General features: G+C 63.2%; 22 protein-coding genes and 3 pseudogenes. 21 read left to right on the forward strand and 4 right to left on the reverse strand.

What is annotated here, in order from left to right:
* Nucleotides 1-511: 511 nt before the first annotated feature.
* Complete coding sequence (locus ACYCVF_RS33895) at nt 512-877, reverse strand: PRC-barrel domain-containing protein (protein WP_459607310.1); 366 nt, start codon at nt 875-877, stop codon at nt 512-514.
* A gap of 506 nt (nt 878-1,383) precedes the next feature.
* Between ACYCVF_RS33895 and ACYCVF_RS33900 the strand changes: the two genes are divergently transcribed.
* A complete protein-coding gene (locus ACYCVF_RS33900) occupies nt 1,384-1,806 on the forward strand; it encodes a hypothetical protein (protein WP_459607312.1) in 423 nt (140 codons plus the stop codon).
* Between the two features lie 61 nt (nt 1,807-1,867).
* Here the strand turns inward: ACYCVF_RS33900 and ACYCVF_RS33905 are convergent, their stop codons facing one another.
* On the reverse strand, nt 1,868-2,287 hold the full coding sequence (locus ACYCVF_RS33905) for a hypothetical protein (protein WP_459604057.1): 420 nt from the start codon (nt 2,285-2,287) through the stop codon (nt 1,868-1,870).
* 273 nt (nt 2,288-2,560) lie between these two features.
* Between ACYCVF_RS33905 and ACYCVF_RS33910 the strand changes: the two genes are divergently transcribed.
* The 5 genes and pseudogenes from ACYCVF_RS33910 to ACYCVF_RS33930 all read left to right on the forward strand — a co-directional run bounded on the left by ACYCVF_RS33910 (nt 2,561) and on the right by ACYCVF_RS33930 (nt 5,372).
* Nucleotides 2,561-2,761 carry a hypothetical protein gene (locus ACYCVF_RS33910; RefSeq protein WP_459604058.1) on the forward strand — a complete coding sequence of 67 codons (201 nt, stop codon included), beginning with the start codon at nt 2,561-2,563 and terminating at the stop codon, nt 2,759-2,761.
* 12 nt (nt 2,762-2,773) lie between these two features.
* Nucleotides 2,774-3,175 (forward strand): annotated as a pseudogene (locus tag ACYCVF_RS33915) (hypothetical protein); the annotation flags it as partial.
* A gap of 436 nt (nt 3,176-3,611) precedes the next feature.
* A pseudogene (locus ACYCVF_RS33920) lies at nt 3,612-4,169 on the forward strand (glycosyltransferase); the annotation flags it as partial.
* Nucleotides 4,166-4,634, forward strand: a pseudogene (locus ACYCVF_RS33925) (Ku protein); the annotation flags it as partial. The pseudogenes ACYCVF_RS33920 and ACYCVF_RS33925, both read left to right, overlap by 4 nt.
* Before the next feature lie 210 nt (nt 4,635-4,844).
* A complete protein-coding gene (locus ACYCVF_RS33930) occupies nt 4,845-5,372 on the forward strand; it encodes a hypothetical protein (RefSeq protein ID WP_459607314.1) in 528 nt (175 codons plus the stop codon).
* Here ACYCVF_RS33930 and ACYCVF_RS33935 read toward each other — a convergent pair.
* Nucleotides 5,347-5,733 (reverse strand): isochorismatase family protein, encoded by a 387-nt coding sequence (locus ACYCVF_RS33935; protein WP_459607316.1) that lies wholly within the window; start codon nt 5,731-5,733, stop codon nt 5,347-5,349. The genes ACYCVF_RS33930 and ACYCVF_RS33935 overlap by 26 nt on opposite strands.
* A 705-nt stretch (nt 5,734-6,438) precedes the next feature.
* On the opposite strand from ACYCVF_RS33935, the gene ACYCVF_RS33940 reads away from it, so the two are divergent.
* The 15 genes from ACYCVF_RS33940 (at nt 6,439) to ACYCVF_RS34010 (ending at nt 21,393) form a co-directional block, all read left to right on the forward strand.
* Nucleotides 6,439-7,026 carry an RNA polymerase sigma factor gene (locus ACYCVF_RS33940; RefSeq protein WP_459604063.1) on the forward strand — a complete coding sequence of 196 codons (588 nt, stop codon included), beginning with the start codon at nt 6,439-6,441 and terminating at the stop codon, nt 7,024-7,026.
* A gap of 187 nt (nt 7,027-7,213) precedes the next feature.
* Nucleotides 7,214-9,169, forward strand: coding sequence for a vWA domain-containing protein (locus tag ACYCVF_RS33945; RefSeq protein WP_459604064.1), 1,956 nt, complete (start codon nt 7,214-7,216; stop codon nt 9,167-9,169).
* A 113-nt stretch (nt 9,170-9,282) separates the two neighbouring features.
* Nucleotides 9,283-10,512: a TetR family transcriptional regulator gene (locus tag ACYCVF_RS33950; RefSeq protein ID WP_459604065.1), complete on the forward strand. Its 1,230-nt coding sequence runs from the start codon at nt 9,283-9,285 to the stop codon at nt 10,510-10,512.
* Between the two features lie 288 nt (nt 10,513-10,800).
* Nucleotides 10,801-12,033, forward strand: a complete 1,233-nt coding sequence (locus tag ACYCVF_RS33955; protein ID WP_459604066.1) for a branched-chain amino acid ABC transporter substrate-binding protein — start codon at nt 10,801-10,803, stop codon at nt 12,031-12,033.
* Nucleotides 12,034-12,148: 115 nt separating this feature from the next.
* Nucleotides 12,149-13,096 (forward strand): branched-chain amino acid ABC transporter permease, encoded by a 948-nt coding sequence (locus tag ACYCVF_RS33960; protein ID WP_459604067.1) that lies wholly within the window; start codon nt 12,149-12,151, stop codon nt 13,094-13,096.
* Nucleotides 13,093-14,391: a branched-chain amino acid ABC transporter permease gene (locus ACYCVF_RS33965; protein WP_459604068.1), complete on the forward strand. Its 1,299-nt coding sequence runs from the start codon at nt 13,093-13,095 to the stop codon at nt 14,389-14,391. The genes ACYCVF_RS33960 and ACYCVF_RS33965 overlap by 4 nt, the downstream gene beginning before the upstream one ends.
* Entirely contained in the window at nt 14,388-15,137 is a 750-nt protein-coding gene (locus tag ACYCVF_RS33970; protein ID WP_459604069.1) for an ABC transporter ATP-binding protein, read from the forward strand. Before ACYCVF_RS33965 ends, ACYCVF_RS33970 begins: the two co-directional genes overlap by 4 nt.
* Complete coding sequence (locus tag ACYCVF_RS33975) at nt 15,137-15,832, forward strand: ABC transporter ATP-binding protein (RefSeq protein ID WP_459604070.1); 696 nt, start codon at nt 15,137-15,139, stop codon at nt 15,830-15,832. Before ACYCVF_RS33970 ends, ACYCVF_RS33975 begins: the two co-directional genes overlap by 1 nt.
* Before the next feature lie 229 nt (nt 15,833-16,061).
* A complete protein-coding gene (locus ACYCVF_RS33980) occupies nt 16,062-16,454 on the forward strand; it encodes a DUF2231 domain-containing protein (RefSeq protein WP_459604213.1) in 393 nt (130 codons plus the stop codon).
* The gene (locus ACYCVF_RS33985) at nt 16,451-17,785 is read left to right on the forward strand and encodes a PQQ-dependent sugar dehydrogenase (protein ID WP_459607318.1); all 1,335 of its coding nucleotides are present in this window, start codon (nt 16,451-16,453) and stop codon (nt 17,783-17,785) included. The genes ACYCVF_RS33980 and ACYCVF_RS33985 overlap by 4 nt, the downstream gene beginning before the upstream one ends.
* 58 nt (nt 17,786-17,843) lie before the next feature.
* Nucleotides 17,844-18,047, forward strand: a complete 204-nt coding sequence (locus ACYCVF_RS33990; RefSeq protein ID WP_459604072.1) for a hypothetical protein — start codon at nt 17,844-17,846, stop codon at nt 18,045-18,047.
* 39 nt (nt 18,048-18,086) lie between these two features.
* Entirely contained in the window at nt 18,087-18,257 is a 171-nt protein-coding gene (locus ACYCVF_RS33995) for a hypothetical protein (protein ID WP_459604073.1), read from the forward strand.
* Between the two features lie 120 nt (nt 18,258-18,377).
* Nucleotides 18,378-19,583, forward strand: a complete 1,206-nt coding sequence (locus tag ACYCVF_RS34000; protein WP_459604074.1) for an MFS transporter — start codon at nt 18,378-18,380, stop codon at nt 19,581-19,583.
* A 176-nt stretch (nt 19,584-19,759) separates the two neighbouring features.
* Nucleotides 19,760-20,989, forward strand: a complete 1,230-nt coding sequence (locus ACYCVF_RS34005; protein WP_459604075.1) for a CaiB/BaiF CoA transferase family protein — start codon at nt 19,760-19,762, stop codon at nt 20,987-20,989.
* 188 nt (nt 20,990-21,177) lie between these two features.
* Nucleotides 21,178-21,393, forward strand: coding sequence for a hypothetical protein (locus tag ACYCVF_RS34010; RefSeq protein ID WP_459604076.1), 216 nt, complete (start codon nt 21,178-21,180; stop codon nt 21,391-21,393).
* Between the two features lie 78 nt (nt 21,394-21,471).
* Here the strand turns inward: ACYCVF_RS34010 and ACYCVF_RS34015 are convergent, their stop codons facing one another.
* Nucleotides 21,472-22,137, reverse strand: a complete 666-nt coding sequence (locus tag ACYCVF_RS34015) for a TetR/AcrR family transcriptional regulator (RefSeq protein ID WP_459604077.1) — start codon at nt 22,135-22,137, stop codon at nt 21,472-21,474.
* Nucleotides 22,138-22,365 lie beyond the last annotated feature (228 nt).

Here is a 22,365-nt window from a genome sequence, read left to right on the forward strand (position 1 = left end):
CCGGCAGCCACGCCGTCGTCGGAGAAAACGAACGGTAGAGCGACATAGTAGGTCGCTTCAGCCATCTGCCTCATCCCTTGCTTCTCGCGCCCCTGGGAGCCGCCCCGGGCGTAGCCTGTCGACACCTCTTGCCGAGGCTAGGCGGCCTCGGCCTCAAGAAAGTGGAACGTCGACGAGTAGTGTCTTGACCGCTTCCCGGGCGTCTCCGCTGCAGGCCGCAATCGCCTGGTTGGCGGCGAGATTGACGTCTCCTTCGAGGAGCGCGACAGTCTCCCGTTGGTCGCAAAGAAGTCGTTGGCCGGGCCGCAGAGGTGGTCGGCTTGGCGCCGACTGCTCGTCCTCCGAGCGATCTCGACTGCAGCAACCCAAGTCAGGTCCAAGCGGGACAGGACGGTCCACGTCGCGATGGGCTGACCTCGCGACGTCGGCCTGAGCGCCGGCACACGAAATGCGAGCGGACGCTCCTCTGCGCGTCAGTCAGCAGCGGAGTTCGTGCTGTGCGACCGCCGCCCTACGGAGCCGGAATGCCCGCGTAGTAGTCATCCACCGACTGGGCGACAGACGAGTCTGACCAATTCCAGCTGCTCTCGTTGCTGTATTTTGGCGCCCCTCTCAGCTGACTGTCGCTGATCCCGGTCACGTAGCCTCCCAGGTTGGTGTCGTACTTCAGCGATTGCCAGGGAAGCGGATAATGGTCGTCGCCTATGCCAAGGAAGCCGCCAAAGCCCAGCACGGCGTAGGCGACCTTGCCGCTGATCTTGTCGATCATCACGCGTTCGATCGAACCGATACGCTGTCTGTCGGCGCCATAGACGGCCGTGCCCTCGACCTTGTCGCTGCCGATCAGATTTCCTGTTTCCCGTTCTTCATAGGCCATGCGAGATCTCCTCCCATGAGCGGGATCAACGGAGGACGATCTCACGCGTTCCTATCCGAAGATGTTGCAACGAAGCCGCAGTCTCCTCGCAACATCACCCGCTTATCTCGCGAACCCGAACGTCGAAGCAGAGAGTCCTCAGGCGACGCTCCGCAGCGACCAGAAATGTCGAGGCCGACGTTTGGTCACCGACACCTACTCGAGGGCGTGTCTCGAGGTGCTGCAGGGGCATTCCTGCTTCCTTTATCGAGAGCCGGGAAAAGATCGTGGTCGGCTCGCCCGTCCCGCGCGAGGTCGAACTCGAAGCGGTGCCCGCTGAGTGGGGCCCTCGTTGACGATCGATACGTCTACTCCGGCGAGCGTGTGATGCTTGTCGATCCGTCGACGCGCACCGTGGTCCAAGAGGTGGACTAAGTCCTGCGAGGCGGGTCGTCGAGAAAGCGGCCCGTCTCATCTCACGTCGGGCCCCGCCTCATTTCCAGTTTCTCATTCGCGAGCGGCGGTCCATGCCGATCATCAGATACTTCGTATTCGTGGGCGGGCTGCTGCTGGCCATGCTCTTCGCGACGGACCGGTACCTACCGGCCCCGATCGAGCGGGCGGCCGCAACCGATCCCGACAGGACGACCATCCGGATCAGCTCGGCGAGAAGCCTTCCGGAGAAGATCGTGTTCGACACGCGACCGCGAGCCGAGGTGCCGAATGTCGCGGAGGCCGAACCGATCCCCGAATATCCGCAGGAGCATGTGCGCCAGGCTATGGCCGCCATGCCTGCAGCACCTTCCGCCGAGGTCAAGAAAGAACAGCCCGGACGCATCGCCTCACAGGCGCGGCCGCATCCCAGGCGCTCGACGAAGCCGGCGACGAGAGCGCCCGAACGACGCCTTGCCTCCGAACGGCACGACCCGTTTTCCGGTGGATTGTGGTAAGCGGAAAAGAAAGGCCGCGCCTTCGGGTGCGCGGCCTTCCTTGCGTTCAGATGGACCGCTCTCACCAGTGGTGGTGATGCCAGCGGTGCCGAACGACCGGGTAGGATCCGCGGTAATAGGCGTATGCAGGTCGCACGACTCGACGGTAGCGGTAGCCGTAGGACACGGGCGCCGTGTAGTAGGTCGTGGTGGCGTACCCGCCACCCCAGCGATACGGCTCGTCATACCCGTAGTCGTAGGCATAGGGTCCCGCTCCATAGTAGCCGGGGCCATCGTAGTAGCCATAACCAGGTCCCCACCCATACGCCGACGAGGCAAGCCCACCGATCACAGCGCCGGCCAACAGGCCGCCGGCGATGCCCGGTCCCCAGCCACCTCGCCAATGAGCCTCGGCAGGAGACGTGGCGGCCACCGAGGACAGACCAAGAGCGCCGACCAGCAGCGCCGACATCGCGATCTTCTTCATCGAGATTCCTTTCACATTGCTCGCGCCCTGCCGATAACGGGAAAAATAGGCAATGGTTGCTGCTGACCCCGGCGGCGAAGGGCAATGGATCCTCGCCGCCGGGGCAGCGTCAGCTTCGAGTTCGGACCACAACACGCGAGGACGCGCTGGGTTCGGCCCACGCTGCGGCGCAAAAGCTTTCATGAGAGCGCCCCGAACATCCGCCTGATGTCTGCGGGCATTAACAATGTTGATTCCACCGGAATAATTCTTTGCGGTAGGCTATCGCTTCTAGCGTTTGGGGTTCCCATGTTCGATCCGGCCACGACGGCGCTTTTTCGCGCCGTGCTCGACGAGGTTTGCGAAGAGGTTTCGCGTTTCGAAACCGGTGCTCGCACCCATGTCGCTTCAAGGATTCTGGAAGCCGCCGCGAAGGGCAACGTCACCCCGGAGAGTCTGAAGCAGGCCAGTCGCGAGGCGCTCCATCAAGCTCCCAGCACAGCGCGATAGCGGAGCGCAGGGGTGAATTTCCAGGTCACAGTGCTCAAGATCCTGGTGAGTTATCCCGATGGATTCGCCGTCATGGCGGATCTTAAGCGCGACATGGCTATCCTGGCGACGAGCGGACCGGATTGGGCCGAGCGGACCAAGCGCTTGGCTGCGCGAGTCGCCGATCTTGACGTCTTCTCGCAGGCGCTGATCGAGCGGCTGAACGGCGGCTGGCGCATCACCGACAAAGGGCGCTCGGTCCTCGAGTTCATGGAAGCCAAGCGCCCCGAGCCAGAGACGGCACGCGAAGCGCCAGCGGCGGAGTCGACGGCCGCAGCGCCGACGCCAGCTCCCCTCGCAACCAGAAGCTCAGGCCGAAGCCACCGCCTGCAGCGCCGCCGTGCGGCACGTGCGCGGGCGCGCGCCAAAGCATCCTGCCTCTCCTCCCTTCGTCTACTTCCGGGAAAAACCGGAAACTTTCCAGATTGCCTTGAGTTGGCAGCGACTGGGTTTGGTCTCCGGAGAGAGTATGGTCGACGACGTCGTCTTGAAGAACGCCACGGAGACCGCCTGGACGGTGTATCGGGCGCGGCACCCCCGAGGTCGATGCGCACGACACCCGGCGCTGCCTGCTGGAGCGCCACGTCCACAGCAGGTCGGAAGCGCGAGAGAGCGATACCGAAGAACTCGCTGGCTTCGGAATCGCCTACCTGCAGCGGCTTCCTCGAGACGAATGTTGACGGTCGTGAAGACGCTCGCAGCGCGCGTGGCCCGCGGAAGTACGAGGCCCAGTTGGACGCTGCTCGCGATTTCGTCCTCATTTCCGCGACGATCGTGACGGTCCTGCAGTTCGTGTTCGGGGCCTAGCGCGATGCGGATTGCCCAGCTTGCTCCGTTGGCCGAGAGCGTGCCTCCCAAGCTCTACGGCGGGACCCAGCGTGTAATCGCCTGGCTGGTGGACGAACTGGCCGAATCCGGGCACGACGTCGCCCTGTTCGCAAGCGGCGACTCGAAGACGAAGGGAAAGCTCCACGCGGTGTGGCCGCGCGTTGCGCCTGGGGCGGAAGGGGGCGGATCCGAACGCCGCCTGCGCACTTCTGATCGAAGCAATCGCCGAGCGCGCGCGCGACTTCGATGTGATCCACTCTCACGTCGCTGGTTGTCTTCCTATGCTGAGCCGGATCGACGTGCCTTTCCTGACGACGATGCACGGTCGGCTAGATCTTCCCGGTCTACCCCAGGTAATCGGCCGGACGCTCCCTTCGTCTCGGTTTCCGCCGACCAGCGTCGGCCGCCTCCGGAGGCGAACTGGATCGCGACGATTCAGCACGGACTGCCCAAGGATATGTTTAGGCCCTCCTACGAACCAGGTTCGTACCTGGCCTTGGGTGCCCGCCACGCCGTCATGAGCGGCAACAAGGAGCAATTGACGCGCTCGAGCCGATGGACAAAGGACTCGTCGGCAGGCTCCTTCGCTATCCCTACGAAGTGCGCAGCGAGCAGGAGTATTTCGACGAGATCCAGGATGTCAAAGTCACCAAGGACATGCTCGATCTCGCCAGGCACGTCGTGAACCAGAAGGCGGGTCGGTTCGAGCCGGAGAGGTTTGAGGACCATTACGAGACCGCGCTGATCGAGCTCATCAACCAGAAGCGCGCCGGCAAGACTATCCGCCCCAAGGAGCGGCCGAAGGGCGAGAACGTCGTCGACCTGATGGACGCGCTGCGCAAGAGCGTCGGCGGCGCAGTTGTAGAGAGCAAGGCTGCAAAAAGTCCGACCAAAAAGCCAAGAAGGCGGCGGCCGGCCAGAAGGAGATGCTGATGCCCCCGGCAAGAAGCCGGCCAAGGAAACCGCAACGAAGAAGCCCGCATCAGGGGCGCGGCGAAGGTCGGCCTGGAGGGGCCTACCGAACGCCGGGAGGAATCATGAAGCTCCGAATGTTTCTGGCTATCCTCTGCTTGATTGCGACCTTGCCGTACCGCGCCACCGCCCAACAAGATCGGTCCCCCGATAGCGTTTCCGATTTCCAAAAGGACTTTGCGGAGGCCTATAACCGTGGCGATGTGGACGCGATGGCGGGGCATTCACCGAGAGCGCCGTCCGGGTGACTCCGAGCGGCATTTTCGAGGGCCAGCGGCTTGGCAGCCTTCGTGATGCCTGCGCTGCAGTTGAGGCGCAGATCGTCAACACTGAACGGAAGATAGCCACCGAGACCGAGCGCGAAGAGCGGGATGCCGCGGCGAAGGAGATCACGGCTACGGCTGACGTACTTCAAGAAGGTCTCGAGTCGGTGCTCCGCGAGTTGCGCCGTCTGGGAGAGAACCTCACCCCAGTCGAGCACTTGTCGCTCGAGACCTTTAACTTTGGTCATTTCCTCCGGAAGACAGCCGGGGAGATCGAGGCTGCTTCGGCCATCACGCCGCCCTACTGCGTGGCGTGGCAAGAGTCGTCGAACGGGGCGAAGCGACAGGCCGCCAGGACACTCAGGGCTGATGCACCGCAGGCGCGGGTACCCGCCGGCGATGCATCGCAAATGAGGCAGGCGGCTGTCCTGGCCATATCGGCGATGCCGTCACAGGAGGCGTTGCCCCTGCCGATGCGCGAGATCAGGCGCTCTGATTCAGCAACTTGACGAAAGTGTCGGAAGAAATGACCTTCGCGAAGAAATTGTTGATCCGTTCCATCGCGGCGGCCTCCTGTTCCGGCTTCTGGCACCCGCAGGCATCACCGATGACGATCGGAAGGTAGCCGGCATCGCGGGCCGCACGCGCATTACCTTCAATGCACCAGTCGAGATGAATGCCGGTGAGCACGATGACCTTCACGCTCTTGCGCGAAAGTTCGAGGGGCAATTGGGTTCCAACAAAAGCTGTCTGCAGCGCCATCTCGTTGAACTCATTGTCGCCGGGGCGAACCAGCGCGCGCAACTCGCCGACCAACTCGTCGTCCCACTTCTTTTTCCCGGCTGTCCAGTTCAGCCCACTAAACTTCATGCTCGGATCTCCTGCAGAAAATTCTCTTGCGCTTTCACTTCCTTGTCGGTTCTGACGGCATTTCAATGCGTACACGTTGGTGACGACACACGTGTCTATCTCACTCGGAATCCGCCAAATACTGGCACACTTTATGGTTGTCTGGCCAGTAGACCGCCAATTCGAACATCATTCCGACAAGACCAAATTCTGTAGTGATCTCAACAAGCAAAAAAGCTGAGCATTGTCGGAACGGATTTGAGAACACTACGGAAATTCGAAGACTTCCAAGCTGAATACGAGGGTTCGATTCCCTTCACCCGCTCCAGCCTTTCAGAGGGTTGGCGAGAGGGCGCCGATTTCAACCTGGTACATGGTGCGTCGCCGAATTCCCTTACCGGTACGAGCGGCTGAAGCGGGCTTATTGGACCGCGCCAAGCCTGACGCCGAGACGCCCGAATCGTGTTCGCGGCCATGATCCCTGGCGCTGCCGCCACCGCAGAGCGCGGTGAGAACCTTCGGATAATTTTTCAAACCTTGCCAAGGATTCCGGCGTCTCATTCGTCTCAATGCGTGAATGGCCGGAAATCTGCCCGGCGCGCCCCGACTTGTGGGTGGAACAGTATGGTAAAGCGCATGGAATGGCGGTTCTGGACCAGACCGGCCGCAAGGTCGGGTGACGGTCCCCATTGCGTCGCTCAACCCGGTCGAGCTTGAGGGAAGGGCATGGGGGGCACCATTCAGCTCACGACGGCAGAGGTGACGGAGCCACCGGATGGCGCCGCGGATGATGACCTCGTCAGCCTGGCCACGCAGGGCAACCGGGCCGCATTCGAGGCCTTGTTGCGGCGTCACTACGACCTCATGCACCGCGTTGCGTGGCGCATGACCGGCTCCCGGACCGACGCGCAGGACATTTGTCAGGATGTCTGCTGCGCGCTGGTGGAGCGGATCGCTTCTTTCAGGGGAGAGGCGAAGTTCACAACCTGGCTGGTCGGTATCGTGCGCAACGCCTGCCATGACCATCATCGGCGCCGTTCGACCTTTACGCGGTGCAAAGGCCATCTTGCCGTTCTTGCCGAACTAGCGGCGCCGCCCGACGGGCGGGATCTGTTTCGTCGCAGCTGGCTCGCGAGCGAATTGGCGCGGCTTCCGCCGCTGCTGCGGGAGACGGTCGTGCTCGTGGTCGGTGAAGGCATGACGCATGCGGAGGCCGCCACGGCCCTGGGCGTCTCCGAGTCGACCATCTCCGGCCGCATGCACGAGGTGAGGCGACAGGCAGGCCTCGCAAAGGACATTGGCGATGAGTTCTGATCACAACATCATGCGTTTGCCCGACCCTCCGCCGCCCGCGGCGGACTCGCGTGACGCTTCTCTGCAACAGGCATTGCTGCGCTTTGATCAAAAAAGCGCCGAGAACGGCCAAGGAATGCCGACCGACATCCGTCTCATCGAGCGAACCGCTGCGGCGCCCCTGCAGCGGTCGCGCGAGAGGTCTGTGATGAATCGTACGCGATATTTTCTGGCTGCCAGCCTGGCCTGCATCGTTGCCGGATCGGGCGCCTATTTCCACCTCATGCGGTCGCCGCAATCGCAGGACGTCGCTGCACCCGTCGAACAGAAGCTGGCGAGCAACGAGGTCGCTCAGGCTCCTTCGACGGTGCAAGCAAAGAAGGAGAGCGGAAGCCCGGCTCAGCCGCAAACGCCTGTCCGAACCGCCCCTCCGGCCGTAGGGTCCAACCAGGAAGCCGCCGCGCCCTCGGCCGCTGCGCCGCCTGTCGCCAAACTGCGCGCGGAGAATCACGTCGCCGGCCGGCTCGCTCCGCAGGCGCCGTCCACGAGCACGCCCGGCCAGGCGCAGGGCGTCGCTCCGCGTGTCGCGTTGCGTAGCCGCAGCGGAGAACCAACTGCTGACGGCACCGCGCGCGCGTCGCCGTCAGTATCTGCACAGCATAGGGCGCCGGCCCTCGTCTTGCGCGAGCATAGCCAGCGCGAACCCGCTCCTGGCGCACCTGAACCTGTCGGCCGCGACAAGTTTGCGAATGCGCCGGAGAACGCCTTCAAGGTCGCGCGCGATGTGCCCGTCTCGACATTCTCCATCGACGTCGATACGGCGTCGTACGCGTTCGTCCGCGCCCAGCTCAACCGCAATATCCTGCCGCCAGCCGCCTCCGTCCGGACCGAGGAGCTGATCAATTACTTTCCCTATACCTATGACACCCCCGTATCGGCGGACGAACCATTCCGGACCAACGTTGCCGTGTTTCCGAACCCCTGGGCGGAAGGCCGCAAGCTCCTTCGCATCGGCGTTAAGGGATATTCGCTGCAACAGACAAGCCGCCCTCGCGCCAATCTCGTCTTCCTGATTGATACGTCAGGCTCGATGCAGCCGCAGAACCGTTTGCCGCTCGTGAAGCAGTCGCTTGCCATGCTGGTGACCCAGCTGCAACCCGAGGACCGCATCGCGATCGTGACCTATGCCGGAAATGCGGCCGCCGCGCTTCAACCCACGTCCGTGTCCGAGAAAGCCAAAATCCTCGCGACGATCGATCGGCTCGAGGCGGGCGGCAGCACGGCGGGGGCCGAAGGCATCAGGCAGGCCTATGCGCTGGCAGAGCAGAATTTCGACGCCAGCGGCGTCAACCGTGTCATCCTCGCCACCGACGGCGACTTCAATGTCGGGATTACGAACAAGGACGAATTGAAAGGCTTCGTCGAGCGTCAGCGGGAAAAGGGCATTTTCCTGTCCGTGCTCGGTGTCGGCGCCGGCAATTACAACGACGCGCTGGCACAGACGCTGGCGCAGAACGGCAACGGCGTGGCTGCCTACATCGATACGATCAACGAGGCACGGAAGGTGCTGGTCGAAGAGGCAAGTTCGACGCTGTTTGCGATCGGCAAGGATGTGAAGATCCAGGTCGAGTTCAATCCCGCAACCGTCGCCGAATATCGGCTCATCGGCTACGAGACGCGACTCCTCGATCGTGCCGATTTCGCCAACGACAAGGTCGATGCTGGCGACGTCGGCTCCGGGCAAACCGTGACGGCGCTCTACGACATCGTGCCTGTCGGCGGACCTCGACTGGCCGATGATCTTCGATACGGTGCCCAAGCCCCGGCGAACGGCGCGCCGTCAGGGGCCGAGTACGCCTTCGTCAAGATCCGTTACAAGCTGCCGCGATCCGATCGGAGCTTGCTGATCAGCACACCAGTCGATCGCACCTCGGAGCATGGCCGCTTCGAGGACGCGCCGCTCGATGCCCGCTTTGCAACCAGTGTGGCGGCGTTCGGCGAGATATTGCGGGGCGGAAAGCACACAGGCCAGTTCGGCTATGACGACGTGCTGCGCATCGCCTCGGCAGCGCGCGGTGACGATCCCTACGGCTATCGCTCCGAATTCCTTCAGCTGGTGCGCGCGGCCAAAACTGCCAGCGCAATGCAGCCGCTGCGCCCGTGAATCAGGCTTGGCGGACGGTTGTCAGATGATACCGGCCGAACTAACAATATCCGACATGGGGTGGTGGTCACCTCACGTGGATGAAGCCATCCGTGCTCAGGAGGATGTCGAGCTTGCAGATTGCCGCCGCCTTCCCGTCGGACCGAGCTGAAGAAATCCTCGCGTCAGCTTCGAGGCTGTTTGCCCGCCATAGCTATGCGAATGTGACGATGGAGCAGGTTGCAGCATCCGTTCGATCGGTGCCGGGGGCGCTGTACCACTACTTCCGCGACAAGGAGGACCTGATCTATCACTGCTACCTGCGCGGGCTTGCGATCTACAGGAACGAGATCGAGACGGCGGCCGAACCGGGTATCGATGGGCTCGAGGTCGTCAGGCGCATCATACGCGCCCGGCTGCGGCGTGAAGGTCAGCGTATGATCCTGTTTTCCGACATCGATGCACTGGCCGCGTCTTACAGCAATGATGTCCACGCCAGGCGCTGGCAGAATGCCACGCTGCTGGCCGACATTTTGAGGCGAGGCGTTGCGGACGGCTCGATAGCTTGCGACGAGCCGCTCCTAGTCGCCGTGGCTCTCATCTCCATCCTGGACTGGGTTCCGTTCTGGCTCTCCGAGCGCGATTACTACACGCGCCAACAGGCGATTGATGCGATTGACGACATCGTCACGCATGGAGTTTATCGGCGCGAGATCGCCTTACCGGACATGCCTGAACCACCGAGTCTCGGGCCGTTTCTCCAGGCTCGCTCGAGATTGAATAAGCGCGCCGCGAAGCTGGACAGGATGCTCTCGATTGCTTCGGACAGTTTCAATCGACGGGGGGCATTGGGCACGTCTCTTGAGAGCATCGCGGCGGAAGCTGGGATGACCCGTGCGGGCATCTATTATCACTTCAGCGAAAAGGAGAGTCTCTTGCTGGCTTGCCTGCAAAGAGGGCTCGTCGGCGAGATCGGCATTCGGGAACATTTGCAGGATCTGGGGCTTGGAGCATTCGATCATGTCATTCAGAGAGTTCGTCTGTTGTTGATGCTGCACGACACTCCCTGCGGTCCCAAGGCGACCTATCACAACATCAACTATCTCAACGATGTTGACCGAAAACACTATGTGGAACAGGTGCTCGCAACGATCGGACAGGACCAGAAGAACCATCAACGCTGGATCGACGAGGGGCTCTTCCGGACGGTCGACACGCACTTCGCGGAACGTGTCTTGACCGGCATGAGCCATTGGTACCCGATCTGGTTCAGAGATGTGCGGAGCTGGTCACCAATTCAGATCGCCGATCATTTTTCGCAGCTGTTCCTCGCGGGGCTCAAGCCGCGTCGTCATTCAGTCTGAACAGCCGATCCGGCCCAGATCGTCCCATTGAGGAATCGGCATCCTCTAACTGGATCGTTCGACACAAAGCCCCGAGAAAAAAGCCCGTGACAAGCAGGCGGACAAAAGTTGACTTGACTTTCAATCTCGGGGAGAGAGCGACAATCTCTGTGTTTACGACGTAATTACGGCTTGCGTCAAAACTTTACACAGTATTCAATATTTGGGATAGCAAAGGTGGCGCGACCGACGTTGCGAGGCAGCTTCGATCGCCAAGGAACAAGAACATCCAAAAGGGAGAAAGCCAGGATGCACAAGCTCGTAATTGCTGCGGCGGCAGCGCTGACGGTGCTCGGAGGAGCGGCATTCGCGCAGGAGACCATCAAGATCGGCTACATTGATCCGCTGTCCGGCGGCGGCGCCAGCGTTGGCGAAGGTGGCTTGAAGACGTTCCAGTATCTGGCCGACGAGATCAACGCCAAGGGCGGCATACTGGGCCGCAAGATCGAGATCCTGCCCCTCGACAACAAGACCAACCCGCAAGAAAGCCTGGTGCAGGCGCAAAAGGCGATCGATGCCGGCGTCCGCTATATCACGCAAGGCAACGGCTCGTCGGTGGCCGCTGCTCTGTCTGATTTCGTCACCAAGAACAACACGCGCAATCCGGGGAAGGAGGTCCTTTACTTCAACTATGCCGCTGTCGATCCGAGCCTGACCAATGAAAAATGCAGCTACTGGCATTTCCGCTGGGATGCCAGCTCGGACATCAAGATGGAAGCGCTCACCAGCTATATGAAGGACGTCCCGGCGATCAAGAAGGTGTACCTGATCAACCAGGACTATTCCTTTGGTCAGTCGGTCCGCGCCGATGCGCGCAAGATGCTGGGCGCCAAGCGGCCGGACATCCAGATCGTCGGCGACGAACTGCATCCGCTGTTGAAGATCACCGACTTCTCGCCTTACATCGCGAAGATCAAGGCGTCAGGCGCCGATAGCGTCGTGACCGGCAACTGGGGCCAGGACATTGCACTGCTGCTCAAGGCGGCTGCCGATGCCGGCCTGAAGGTCAATTGGTACACCTATTATGCCGGCGGCGCCGGCGGTCCGACTGCGATCAAGCAGACCGGCCTCGACCATCAGGTGTTCCAGATCACGGAAGGCTTTGCCAATTCGGGCCACCAGTCGGCAATGGACTTCGAGAAGGCGTTCCGCGCCAAGGTCAATATGTCGCTGTGGTATCCGCGTGCGGTCAACGAGATGCGCATGTTCAAGGCCGCGGCCGAGAAGGCCAACTCGCTCGACCCCGTGAAGGTCGCGGCAGCCCTAGAGGATCTCAAATTCGAGGTGCTCGATGGCGGAGAGGGCCTCATGCGCAAGGATGATCACCAGTTCTTCCAGCCGATCTACATCTCCTCGTTCGGCAAGCTCGCGGCAAACGAGCCGTTCGACGAGGAAGGCACTGGCTGGGGATGGCACCTGGTTTCCAAGATCGATACGTCCAAGACGATGGTTCCCACCACCTGCAAGATGTCCCGGCCGTAAGCTGTAGAACTGCGCCTTTCCGCGGCCGATGGCGGCCGCGGAAAGGTCGTGCTTCGCGTTGCGGGACCGACGAATTTGCCGAGGCCTTTTCGGTCCGGCCAGAGGTGTGACTACTGTGCTTGAACTGATCGTTATATCGACACTGAACGGTCTGTTGTTCGGCATGCTGCTGTTCTTGCTGTCGAGCGGCTTGACCGTCATCTTCAGCATGATGGGCGTGCTCAACTTCGCCCATGCCAGTTTCTACATGCTTGGCGCCTTCTTCGGCTTCCAGCTTACCAAATGGATCGGCTTCTGGCCGGCGCTGCTGCTGGCGCCACTGCTGGTCGGCGCGATCGGCATGGCCGTCGAACGCTACGGCTTGCGCAACACGCACAAGCACGGCCACGTGGCGGAGCTGCTTTTGACCTTCGGTCTCGCGTTCGTGATCGAGGAAATCGTGGCGATGATGTGGGGCAGGAGCCCAGTCGACTACCGCGTTCCGGCGCTGCTGGACTTTCCGGCCTTCACGATCTTCTCGACCAACTATCCCGCCTACAAGCTCTTCATGCTGGCCGTGTCGATCGCGATCTTCGTCGTGCTGTTGATCGTGCTCAAGCGCACGCGGGTCGGCCTGATCGTCCAGGCCGCGTTGACGCACCCCCACATGGTCGGGCATCTCGGCCACAACGTCGGGCGTATATTCATGCTGGTGTTCGGCGTCGGCAGCGCGCTTGCGGGAATTGCGGGCGTGATCGCCGGTCCAGCCCTCGTGACGCAGTCCGACATGGCGGCGGCGCTGGGGCCGATCCTGTTCGTCGTCATCGTGTTCGGCGGCCTCGGCTCATTGCCGGGCGCCTTCATCGCCTCGCTCGTCATCGGCCTGGTGCAGACCTTTGCGGTGGCGTTGAACGGTTCGCTGGCGAGTGCTTTCGGTCCGCTCGATCCGTCGACGGGCCCCTCCGTGCTTACCGACGTCTGGAACGTCACGATCGCCCAAGTGGCGCCGATCGTGCCGTATCTGCTGCTGGTGATCATTCTAATCGTACGCCCCATGGGCCTGATGGGGACGCGCGAGTCATGAACGCCACGACGACTTCCGCATCGAAGATCTCAGGCAAGCCCGCCGGCGACAGCCTGCGCTTCTATGGCGTCTGGCTGGTCGGCATCGCCGCGCTGATCGTCCTGCCGATGATCTTCTCCTCCGGCGGCTCGCTCACGTCCTTCAGCCTGATCGGCATCGCGATCGTGTTCGCGCTGTCCTACAACATCTTGCTCGGTCAGACCGGCCTCCTGTCGTTCGGCCATGCGGTGCATTACGGCCTCGGCGGCTTCGCGGCCTGCCATGCGATGAATGCTGTGGTCTCACACGGCTGGCCGATCCCGCTGCCCTTCATCCCGTTGTTCGGCGGGCTCGGCGGCCTCGCTTTCGCGATGATCATCGGCTGGGTGATGACCAAGCGCGCCGGCACCGTGTTCTCGATGATCTCGCTGGGCATTGCCGAACTGGTGGCGTCCTCCTCGCTGATCCTGCGTTCCGTGTTCGGAGGTGAGTCCGGGATCTCGACCGACCGCACGGCTTTGCCGAAAATGTTCGGCTGGACTTTCGGCCCTCAGATTCAGGTCTACTACCTGATCGCGTTCTGGCTGGTGATCTCCGCGATCGCAATGTACGCGCTGACCCGGACGCCGCTGGGGCGGATCAGCAACGCCGTTCGCGACAACCCCGAGCGTGTCCAGTTCATCGGGTATGATCCGCACGTGGTCCGCTATATCGCCTTCTGCTTCGCCGGGTTCTTCGCCGGCGTGGCGGGAGGATTGGCTGCGATCAACTTCGAGATTGCCAACGCGGCCTATCTCGGCGCGATCCAGTCCGGCCTCGTGCTGTTCTCGACCTTTATCGGGGGTGTCGCATTTTTCTTCGGCCCGATCCTTGGCGCGATCCTCGTGACGTATCTGCAGCTTGGGCTGACCAGCGTCACGGGCGTGTGGCAGCTCTATTTCGGCATTATCTTCATCGGCATCGTGATGCTGTCCCCGGGCGGAATTGCCGGGCTGGTCATGATGCACCGGCCGCTGGCTCGTGCCGGAACTCTGCCGACGTTGATTCCGTCCTATGTCGTCGCGGCGGTGCCGACCCTGGCGCTGGCCTGCGGCGTGATCCTGACGATCGAATCGATCGCGCGCACGCATAGCGGGCAGGGCAGTCCGATCAACCTGTTCGGCGTTGCCTTCAGCCCGGCGTCGCCAACGACGTGGGCGAGTGCGGCGATCCTTGTCGTCGGCGGCTTCTTCGTGGCGCGCCTCAGTTGGCGACGAGTCGCCGGTGCTTGGGATCGCGCGGCGACGACCGCGCGCGACCGGGGGTATCTGGCATGACGGCAGCCATCGAACTTCGCGCTGTCGAAAAGCGCTTCGGCAATGTCGGTATTATCCGGGACCTCAATCTGCGCGTCGCGCAGGGCGAGCGTCACGCCATCATCGGTCCGAACGGTGCCGGCAAATCGACGACGTTCAACTTGATCAGCGGCCATATCAGACCGAGCTCGGGCGAGGTAAGACTGAATGGCGATGCGATCTCCGGCCTCAGGCCCTTCGAGATCAACCGGCGCGGCTTGTCGCGGTCGTTCCAGGTTACCAACGTGTTCTCGCGCATGTCGGTCTGGGAGAACGTCCGTTGTGCCGTGCTGTGGGCGACGGGGCATCGTTACGCCTTCTGGAAGAACGTCGACAGCCTGCCTGAGGTGCGCGAGCGTACCGCTCAGATACTCGAGGATATCCATCTGACGCACCGGCGCGATGTTCCGGCGGGCTTGTTGACCTACGCGGAGCAGCGCGAGCTCGAGATCGGCATCACCATCGCCGGCGGTGCCAGCGTCGTGCTGCTGGACGAGCCGACCGCCGGCATGAGCCATGCCGAAACCGAGCGTGCGGTGTCGCTGATACGGCGGCTGACGGAAGGCAAGACTCTCGTCATCGTCGAGCACGACATGAGCGTCGTGTTCGGCCTGGCAGATCGCATTTCCGTGCTGGTCTACGGCCACATCATCGCCTCGGGCACGCCGGAAGAGATCCGGCGCGATCCGAAGGTCAAGGAAGCCTATCTCGGCGAGGAGGCGCACTGATGCTCGAGGTCAGGGACCTGCACGCCTACTACGGCAAGAGCCACATTCTCCAGGGCGTCGATCTCGATGTGGCCGCGGGCGAAGTCGTGAGCCTGCTCGGCCGCAATGGTGTCGGGCGTTCGACCACGGTCAAGGCGATCATGGGCGAGGTTGCTCCGCAAGGTACGGTCCGCTTCAAAGGCAAGGACATCGCCGGACTGCCGAGCTACAGGATTGCGCGTCTCGGTCTCGGCTATGTGCCGGAGCATCGGGACATCTTTCCCAGTCTGACAGTTCGCCAGAATCTGCTCCTCGGTATCAAGGATACGCGCCGTCCCGGCAAATGGCAGCTTCAGGACATGCTCGACATGTTTCCCAATCTTGCCGCGCGGGCCGACACGCCTGCAGGGGTGCTGTCAGGCGGCGAGAAGCAGATGCTCACGACCTGCCGGACCCTGATGGGCGATCCCGATCTCATCATGATCGACGAGCCGACCGAAGGTCTTGCCCCGCTGATTGTACAACAAGTCGGCGATCTCATCGCCCGCATCGCGCAAGCCGGAGTCGCGATCCTCCTCGTCGAGCAGAAGCTGTCGATTGCAATGAAGATCTCTAACCGCGTCTACGTCATGGGACACGGTCGTGTGGTTTTCGAAGGTACGCCCGACCAGTTGAAATCGAACGAGGAGGTTCGAGCGCAATGGCTGGAGGTGTGAGACCGGCGCGTCGGCCGGTCAATGCAGGGTTAGAGCCGTTGGCTTCATGGGAGCTCCAGAAACCCGGAGAGCTCCATCGCCTTTGACGGGCTCACCCGCTCCGCCCCAGGAACCTTCGCCCCGCGCGTGAGTTTCCCGGTCGGGCAGGGCGAAAGTCACGAGGCCGACCGTGCAACAAGATGCGCGCGTATCCACCACCGCGCAGATCGCAGGCCATCCGATCCATCCGATGCTGGTGCCGATCCCGATCGCGTGCTTCATCGGGGCGCTGCTGACCGACATCGCCTATGTGGCGAGCGCCGAGATCATGTGGGCGGATTTTTCCGCATGGCTCCTGGTGGTCGGCGTCATCTTCGGCGTGCTGGCTGCCATCGCGGGCCTGACTGACTTCATCGGCAACCGCCTGGTCCGGGCGCAGCCGCCGGCCTGGCCGCATCTGATCGGCAACGCCGTGGTGCTGGTCCTTGCGGTCTTCAACACGATGATTCACATGCGCGATGGCTGGACCTCTGTGTGGCCGGCCGGGCTCGTGCTTTCGGCGATCACCGTGCTGATCCTGCCCGTCACTGGCTGGCTCGGCTGGGCCATGGTCTATCGCCACGGCGTGGGAGTCGCGCGATGAAATCTTCGATCGCCCGCGCGCTGTTGTGCGCATCTCTATTGTGTCTTGCCGGCTGCAATGACGGCAGCGGCGACCCCAAGGCACAAGTGGGCGCCAACCCGACACTCCCTAACATCCAGCAATATCTGCTGCCGCCGATCCACATCGCCCGCGTCGTCGGCTGGAAGAAGGACGAGACGCCGGCCGTCGCGCAGGGCTTGCAGGCCAAGGCCTTTGCCACGGGCTTGCAGCATCCGCGATCGCTCTACGTGCTTCCCAATGGCGACGTGCTGGTGGTGGAATCCAAGGCGCCGAAGGGCGCCCCGATCAAGCGGCCCAAGGAGATCGTGATGGGCTTCGTCGAGTCCTGGGCGACCTCCGGCGGCGAGACCGGGAAGAGCAACCGGATTACGCTGCTGCGCGACCGCAATGGCGACGGCGTGCCGGAGACGCAAAGCGTCTTCCTCGACCATCTCAACTCGCCGTTCGGCGTCGCGCTGGTCGGCAATGATCTCTATGTCGCCAACGCCGATGCGGTCGTCAGATATCCCTACACCGAAGGCGATACGAAGATCACCGCGCCAGGCACCGTGCTGACGCCGCTGCCGGGCGGTCCGATCAATCATCACTGGACCAAGAGCTTGGTCGCCAGTCCCGACGGCTCGAAGCTCTATGCCGGCGTCGGCTCCAACAGCAACATCGCCGAGAACGGCATGGAGGCCGAGCACAACCGGGCCGCCATTCTCGAGATCGATCGCGCCAGCGGCCGCTGGCGCGTGTTCGCAAGCGGCCTGCGCAATCCCAACGGGCTCAGCTTCGAGCCGCAGACCGGCGCGCTGTGGACGGTGGTGAACGAGCGCGACGAGCTGGGGCCTGATCTCGTTCCTGATTACATGACCTCGGTGAAGGACGGCGGCTTCTACGGCTGGCCCTACAGCTATTTCGGCCAGCACGTCGATCCCCGCGTCAAGCCGGAGCGGCCGGATCTCGTCGCCAAGGCGATCATGCCGGACTACGCCCTGAGCTCGCATGTCGCCCCGCTCGGGCTTGCCTTCAACACCGGCACCGGTCTGCCCGCCGCCTACCGCGGTGGCGCTTTCGTCGGCGAGCACGGCAGTTGGAACAGGCAGGTGCTCAACGGCTACAAGGTCGTGTTCGTGCCGTTCACGGACGGCAAGCCCAGCGGCCCGCCGCAGGACGTCGTGACGGGCTTTCTCAACGGCGACAACCAGGCGCGTGGTCGTCCCGTCGGCGTCGCCATCGACAAGACCGGCGCGCTGCTGGTCGCCGACGACAGCGGCAACACGGTCTGGCGGGTGAGCGCGGCTCATCCGCAGCTGACGCAACGTTAAGCTCGATCCTGCGTTGAGAGGAGGGACGATCTCTAAACGCCAAGCCAGGAGTAGGACAATGGGTCTCGCTCAATACGCCATCGTGCCGGTGCAGGACGAATGGGGCGTGCTGCATGACGGCGACGTCAAGAGCAGATACGCGACCAAGGAAGCCGCCTTCGAGTCGGCGATGGCCGCGGCCTCCCTGGCCCTTCGCGAGGGACATGAAGTCCATGTCAGCGTGCCCGGCCGCGAAGCCGGCGACAATGCGCTGGGCGTGTAGAGCTCGCCGCAGACACGGCATTCGAGCGAGGAGGCCGCGATGACCAAGCCCCGTGAGCAGAACGGCGTCGAGCCGTCTCGGTCCGAAGACGACATCCAGCGCGAGCAGCTCGGACCGCGCGGCGTGCCCGGAGCGCCCGACCCCGCCAGGATGACGCCGCAACGCGACAAGAAGACGCCGAAGCATATTGATCCCGGCCACACCTCCTGACGTCCGTTCTGCGGCTGGCGCCGCAGTGCCATTCGGAACCGACATTCCCGCCCGTCCTGTCTACCGGCTATGAGGTGCTGACGGGCGCAATCTGCGCCCGTCGGGCAGGCGACGTTTGGAATGCGGTTCTCGAAATCTGACGGCAGGCTGATCGGCGTCCTGCCGGTGCTCGCGATCACGCAATTGGTCGGATGGGGCACGATAGGCCTTCCCGCCATCGTCGGGCGCGATCTCGCCGCCGACCTCGGCATGAGCCTGCCGGCGGTGTTCGCCGGAACATCGGTTCTCTACGTCTCGATGGGACTGTGCGCCCCGTGGCTCGCCAAGTCGTTTGCGCGGCATGGCGCGCGGACGGTCATGATGGCCGGCACGATCGTCACTGCGCCGGGCTTCGTGCTGCTGTCGCTCGCGCGCGAGCCGATGCTCTATTTCGCCGCGTGGATCGTGCTCGGCATCGCCGGCAGTGCCACGCTGTCGACCGGCGCCTATATCATGCTGAACGAGGTTGCCGGGCGGCGGGCCAAGAGCGCGATCGGCGCGCTGATGCTGGTGACGGGCCTGTCCAACAGCATCTTCTGGCCGACCACCTCATTCCTGAGCGGTCAGCTCGGCTGGCGGGGGACGTGCCTCGTCTATGCAGCGATGATGCTCGTCGTCAGCCTCCCGCTCCATGCGATTTTCGCGCCGCGCCGGACCGTTGCAAAGGACGATGGCGCCGAGCCGGCCAGGCGGTCGCCGCAGCCTGCGATTCCAAGGAGCACGTTCGGCCTCGTCGTCGCCGCGATCACGCTGAACGCCTTCGTCACTTTCGGCATCAGCGCCATCCTGATCGAGCTCTTGCGGGCGGAAGGGCTGGCCCCGGCTCAGGCACTGGCGTTCGGCTCGATGCTGGGCGTGATCCAGGTCAGCGCCCGCGGGCTGGATTTTCTCGGTGGCGGGCGGTGGGACGGGATCACGACCGGGCTCGTTGCGGGCACCGCATTGCCGGTGGCCATGGTGCTGCTGATTATGAGCGAGGGCTCCACCTGGCCGGTCGCGGTCTTCATCCTGCTTTATGGCGCCGGCAGCGGCGCGATGGCGGTGGCGCGGGCGACCATCCCGCTCGTGTTCTACGACCAGGCCGAGTTCGCCAAGGCCATGTCGATGATCGCGCTGCCGCTGAATCTGGCGTCGGCGCTCTCGCCGCCGCTTCTCGTCGGCCTGCTGACCCAGTTCGGCAGCCGCGGTGCGCTCGGTCTCACCTTCCTCTTCTCCTGCGCCGCGGTGCTGATCCTGGTCCAGCTCGCCCGCCGCCGGCCGCGGGTGGTCGCGGCGGGCGCAACCTGAGCCCTTGAGATATTCGCGGCGCGGAAAGTTGCGGGCAGGAATTGGCGCTGCTGTCCGGCAGGAGATGGCCGTATGCCGTCAGTGCAGTGCTCAGGGCGCGAAAATGGTGTATCCGCAGGGAGCGCGGACAGCGATCTCGCCCGCTGCGCCAAGATCAGCTCCCCGGAGGAATAGACATGTCGGCCTTGCCGCTCTCAGGCATCAAGATCCTTGACCTCACGCGCGTGCTCGCGGGTCCGCTGTCGGCCCAGATGCTGGGCGATCTCGGCGCTGACGTGATCAAGCTCGAGCGGCCCGGCACCGGCGACGACGCGCGCGCCTTCGGGCCGCCTTACCTGAACGACCCCGAGGGCAAGGCCAACAACAACAATTCGTTCTATCTCTGCGCCAACCGCAACAAGAAGTCGGTCACCGTCAACATCGCCAAGCCGGAGGGGCAGGCGATTGTCCGCGAGCTCGCCAAGGACGTCGACGTCTTCATGGAGAACTACAAGGTCGGCGACCTCAAGCGCTACGGCCTCGACTACGACTCCATCAAGGCCATCAATCCCGGGATCATCTATTGTTCGGTGACCGGCTTCGGCCAGACCGGGCCCTATGCGCCGCGTGCCGGTTATGACGCCATCCTCCAGGCCATGGGCGGCCTCATGAGCGTGACCGGCCATATGGACGGCGAGCCCGGCGAAGGCCCGATGAAGGTAGGCCCGTCGATCGTCGACTACATGACCGGTATGAACACCTCGATCGCGATCCTGTCGGCGCTCTACCATCGCGATGCCAATGGCGGCGAGGGGCAGCGCCTCGACGTCTGCCTGCTCGACACCGTGATCGCCTCGCTCAGCCACTGGCTCCAGATCTTCCTGGTCAACGGCAAGACCCCGCCGCGCCGCGGCACCTGGGGCAATGGCGGCATGCCGGCGGGCGTGTTCCGCTGCACCGACGGCGAGCTGATGCTGGTGGTCGGCAATGACGGCCAGTTCCAGCGCACCTGTGCAGTGCTCGGCGAGCCCGAACTCGCGAACGATCCGCGCTTCCTCAAGAACAACGATCGCGTCGTGCACGGCAAGGAGATCATGGCGATCTTCGCCGGGCTGTTCCTGAAGAAGCCGGTCGCCTACTGGCTGGAAAAGCTGGAGGAGGCGGGCGTGCCGTCGGGGCCGATCAACAATTTCGAGCAGGTCTTCGCCGATCCCCACGTGCAGGCGCGCGGCATGCGGGTGAAGACGAAGCACAAGTTCGAGCCGGAGCTGTCGCTGATCCGCAACGCGTTGACCTTCTCGGGCACGCCGATCGAGACCTACCGCGCCCCGCCGCTGCTCGGCGAGCACACGGAAGAGGTTCTGGGTGCCAGGCTCGGTTATGATGCGCAGAAGATCGAGGCGTTGAGAAAGCAGGGGATCATCTAGCGCGTTCTTACCCTCTCCCGGGTGAACCCTTGGGAGAGGGAGGATCGCCTCGCAGATCCGCGCGCTGCTCAGCCTTGCCTGAGCCTTGCGCACAATCCCCAGATAATCCCGATCCGTAGTCGCACAGGCTTCCCCTTGGCGCGAGACTCTGATTCGATCCTTCCACTTGAGTTCGGGAGGGAAGTGAGATGTCCTACACGATCGGGTTCCAGGCCAAGGACCAGAAGGCCGTTCTGGCGACCGAGGCGGCCACTGCCAATCAGGCCATCGCCATCATTACCGCGCTGCAGCAGAGCGCCGACGAAATAAAATTCATCCGCTCTCCGCAGGAAGGCGACATGGGCATCGAGATGCTGCTGCTGCTCGCCAAGGAAGAGGCTGAGGAGATGCCGCAGCGGGCGTAGCCGCTGCTACACCGGGAGCTGCGAGGTCTGGTCGCAAGCGGGACTGACCTCGCTCGGCTTTCGGCCGATATTCATTGATCAGCGCGCATCCCGCGCCAGCGCGCGTGGCTTTGCCTCGACCTTTCCTGCCGTCAGCGCCATGGTCGCCACGCCGACCACGCGCGCGACCACGTCCTCGACGTCGTCGAGATCGCATTTGCCTTCCGACAGCTTCGTCAGCCGCTCGCTCTCGCGGATGGTGTGGTGCGCCATCGCGAGTGCGAAGTTGAGGCCCCAATAGATGTCGACCTCGCTGCGCTCGGGCAGGGCGCGGCGCATCGCGCCGGCGAATTTCCGCAAATGGTCGATCTCGCGGTTCTTGATGCGGCGGATCGGCGGCACGGATTCGATCGAAGCGCGGATCATGAAGCGCGCTGCGGTGGAGCGCTGGTTCGCCGGGCCGAGGCAGCCGCGCAAGGTCGGCCCGACCAGTGCGCGCAAGATCACCTCGATCGGCGCGCGGCCGCCGCCTTGCTCTTCCGCTTCCTTCAATTCCCTCAGTCGCTCGCGGTTGGTGGCGATCGAGCGCGTGACGAACAATTCCGCGATCAACTCGTCCTTCGAGCCGAAATGATAGTTCACCGCCGCCAGGTTGACATTGGCCTCCGCGACGATGTCGCGCAGCGTCACGTCGCCGAAGCCGCGATCGGCATAGAGCCGTTCGGCGGCGGCGAGAATGGCAGACCTCGTATGATCGCTGGCCATGTCCCTTTTCCCGTCATTCCGGGGCGACGCACCAGCGTCGAACCCGGAATCTCGCACCACAACTTCGAGATTCCGGGTTCAGCCCTGCAGGCTGCCCCGGAATGATGCCGTGAGCGAGGGAGTTGCAATTCAAACAGTTGTATGAAACTATCGTTTGAAGGCCGGAAATGTCAATCCGCAATCCAGACCCATTCGCAACTGCGATCGGTTCCGGTGCGCCTCGCAGCT

The organism is Bradyrhizobium cedriense, from assembly GCF_054602315.1.

What these genes read in the sequence shown, in the direction of transcription:
- ACYCVF_RS33895 (WP_459607310.1), bottom strand. Translation starts at nt 877, where the DNA reads ATGGCCTATGAAGAACGGGAAACAGGAAATCTGATCGGCAGCGACAAG.
- ACYCVF_RS33900 (WP_459607312.1), top strand. Translation starts at nt 1,384, where the DNA reads ATGCCGATCATCAGATACTTCGTATTCGTGGGCGGGCTGCTGCTGGCC.
- ACYCVF_RS33910 (WP_459604058.1), top strand. Translation starts at nt 2,561, where the DNA reads ATGTTCGATCCGGCCACGACGGCGCTTTTTCGCGCCGTGCTCGACGAG.
- ACYCVF_RS33935 (WP_459607316.1), bottom strand. Translation starts at nt 5,733, where the DNA reads ATGAAGTTTAGTGGGCTGAACTGGACAGCCGGGAAAAAGAAGTGGGAC.
- ACYCVF_RS33940 (WP_459604063.1), top strand. Translation starts at nt 6,439, where the DNA reads ATGGGGGGCACCATTCAGCTCACGACGGCAGAGGTGACGGAGCCACCG.
- ACYCVF_RS33945 (WP_459604064.1), top strand. Translation starts at nt 7,214, where the DNA reads ATGAATCGTACGCGATATTTTCTGGCTGCCAGCCTGGCCTGCATCGTT.
- ACYCVF_RS33955 (WP_459604066.1), top strand. Translation starts at nt 10,801, where the DNA reads ATGCACAAGCTCGTAATTGCTGCGGCGGCAGCGCTGACGGTGCTCGGA.
- ACYCVF_RS33965 (WP_459604068.1), top strand. Translation starts at nt 13,093, where the DNA reads ATGAACGCCACGACGACTTCCGCATCGAAGATCTCAGGCAAGCCCGCC.
- ACYCVF_RS33970 (WP_459604069.1), top strand. Translation starts at nt 14,388, where the DNA reads ATGACGGCAGCCATCGAACTTCGCGCTGTCGAAAAGCGCTTCGGCAAT.
- ACYCVF_RS33975 (WP_459604070.1), top strand. Translation starts at nt 15,137, where the DNA reads ATGCTCGAGGTCAGGGACCTGCACGCCTACTACGGCAAGAGCCACATT.
- ACYCVF_RS33980 (WP_459604213.1), top strand. Translation starts at nt 16,062, where the DNA reads ATGCTGGTGCCGATCCCGATCGCGTGCTTCATCGGGGCGCTGCTGACC.
- ACYCVF_RS33985 (WP_459607318.1), top strand. Translation starts at nt 16,451, where the DNA reads ATGAAATCTTCGATCGCCCGCGCGCTGTTGTGCGCATCTCTATTGTGT.
- ACYCVF_RS33990 (WP_459604072.1), top strand. Translation starts at nt 17,844, where the DNA reads ATGGGTCTCGCTCAATACGCCATCGTGCCGGTGCAGGACGAATGGGGC.
- ACYCVF_RS33995 (WP_459604073.1), top strand. Translation starts at nt 18,087, where the DNA reads ATGACCAAGCCCCGTGAGCAGAACGGCGTCGAGCCGTCTCGGTCCGAA.
- ACYCVF_RS34000 (WP_459604074.1), top strand. Translation starts at nt 18,378, where the DNA reads ATGCGGTTCTCGAAATCTGACGGCAGGCTGATCGGCGTCCTGCCGGTG.
- ACYCVF_RS34005 (WP_459604075.1), top strand. Translation starts at nt 19,760, where the DNA reads ATGTCGGCCTTGCCGCTCTCAGGCATCAAGATCCTTGACCTCACGCGC.
- ACYCVF_RS34010 (WP_459604076.1), top strand. Translation starts at nt 21,178, where the DNA reads ATGTCCTACACGATCGGGTTCCAGGCCAAGGACCAGAAGGCCGTTCTG.
- ACYCVF_RS34015 (WP_459604077.1), bottom strand. Translation starts at nt 22,137, where the DNA reads ATGGCCAGCGATCATACGAGGTCTGCCATTCTCGCCGCCGCCGAACGG.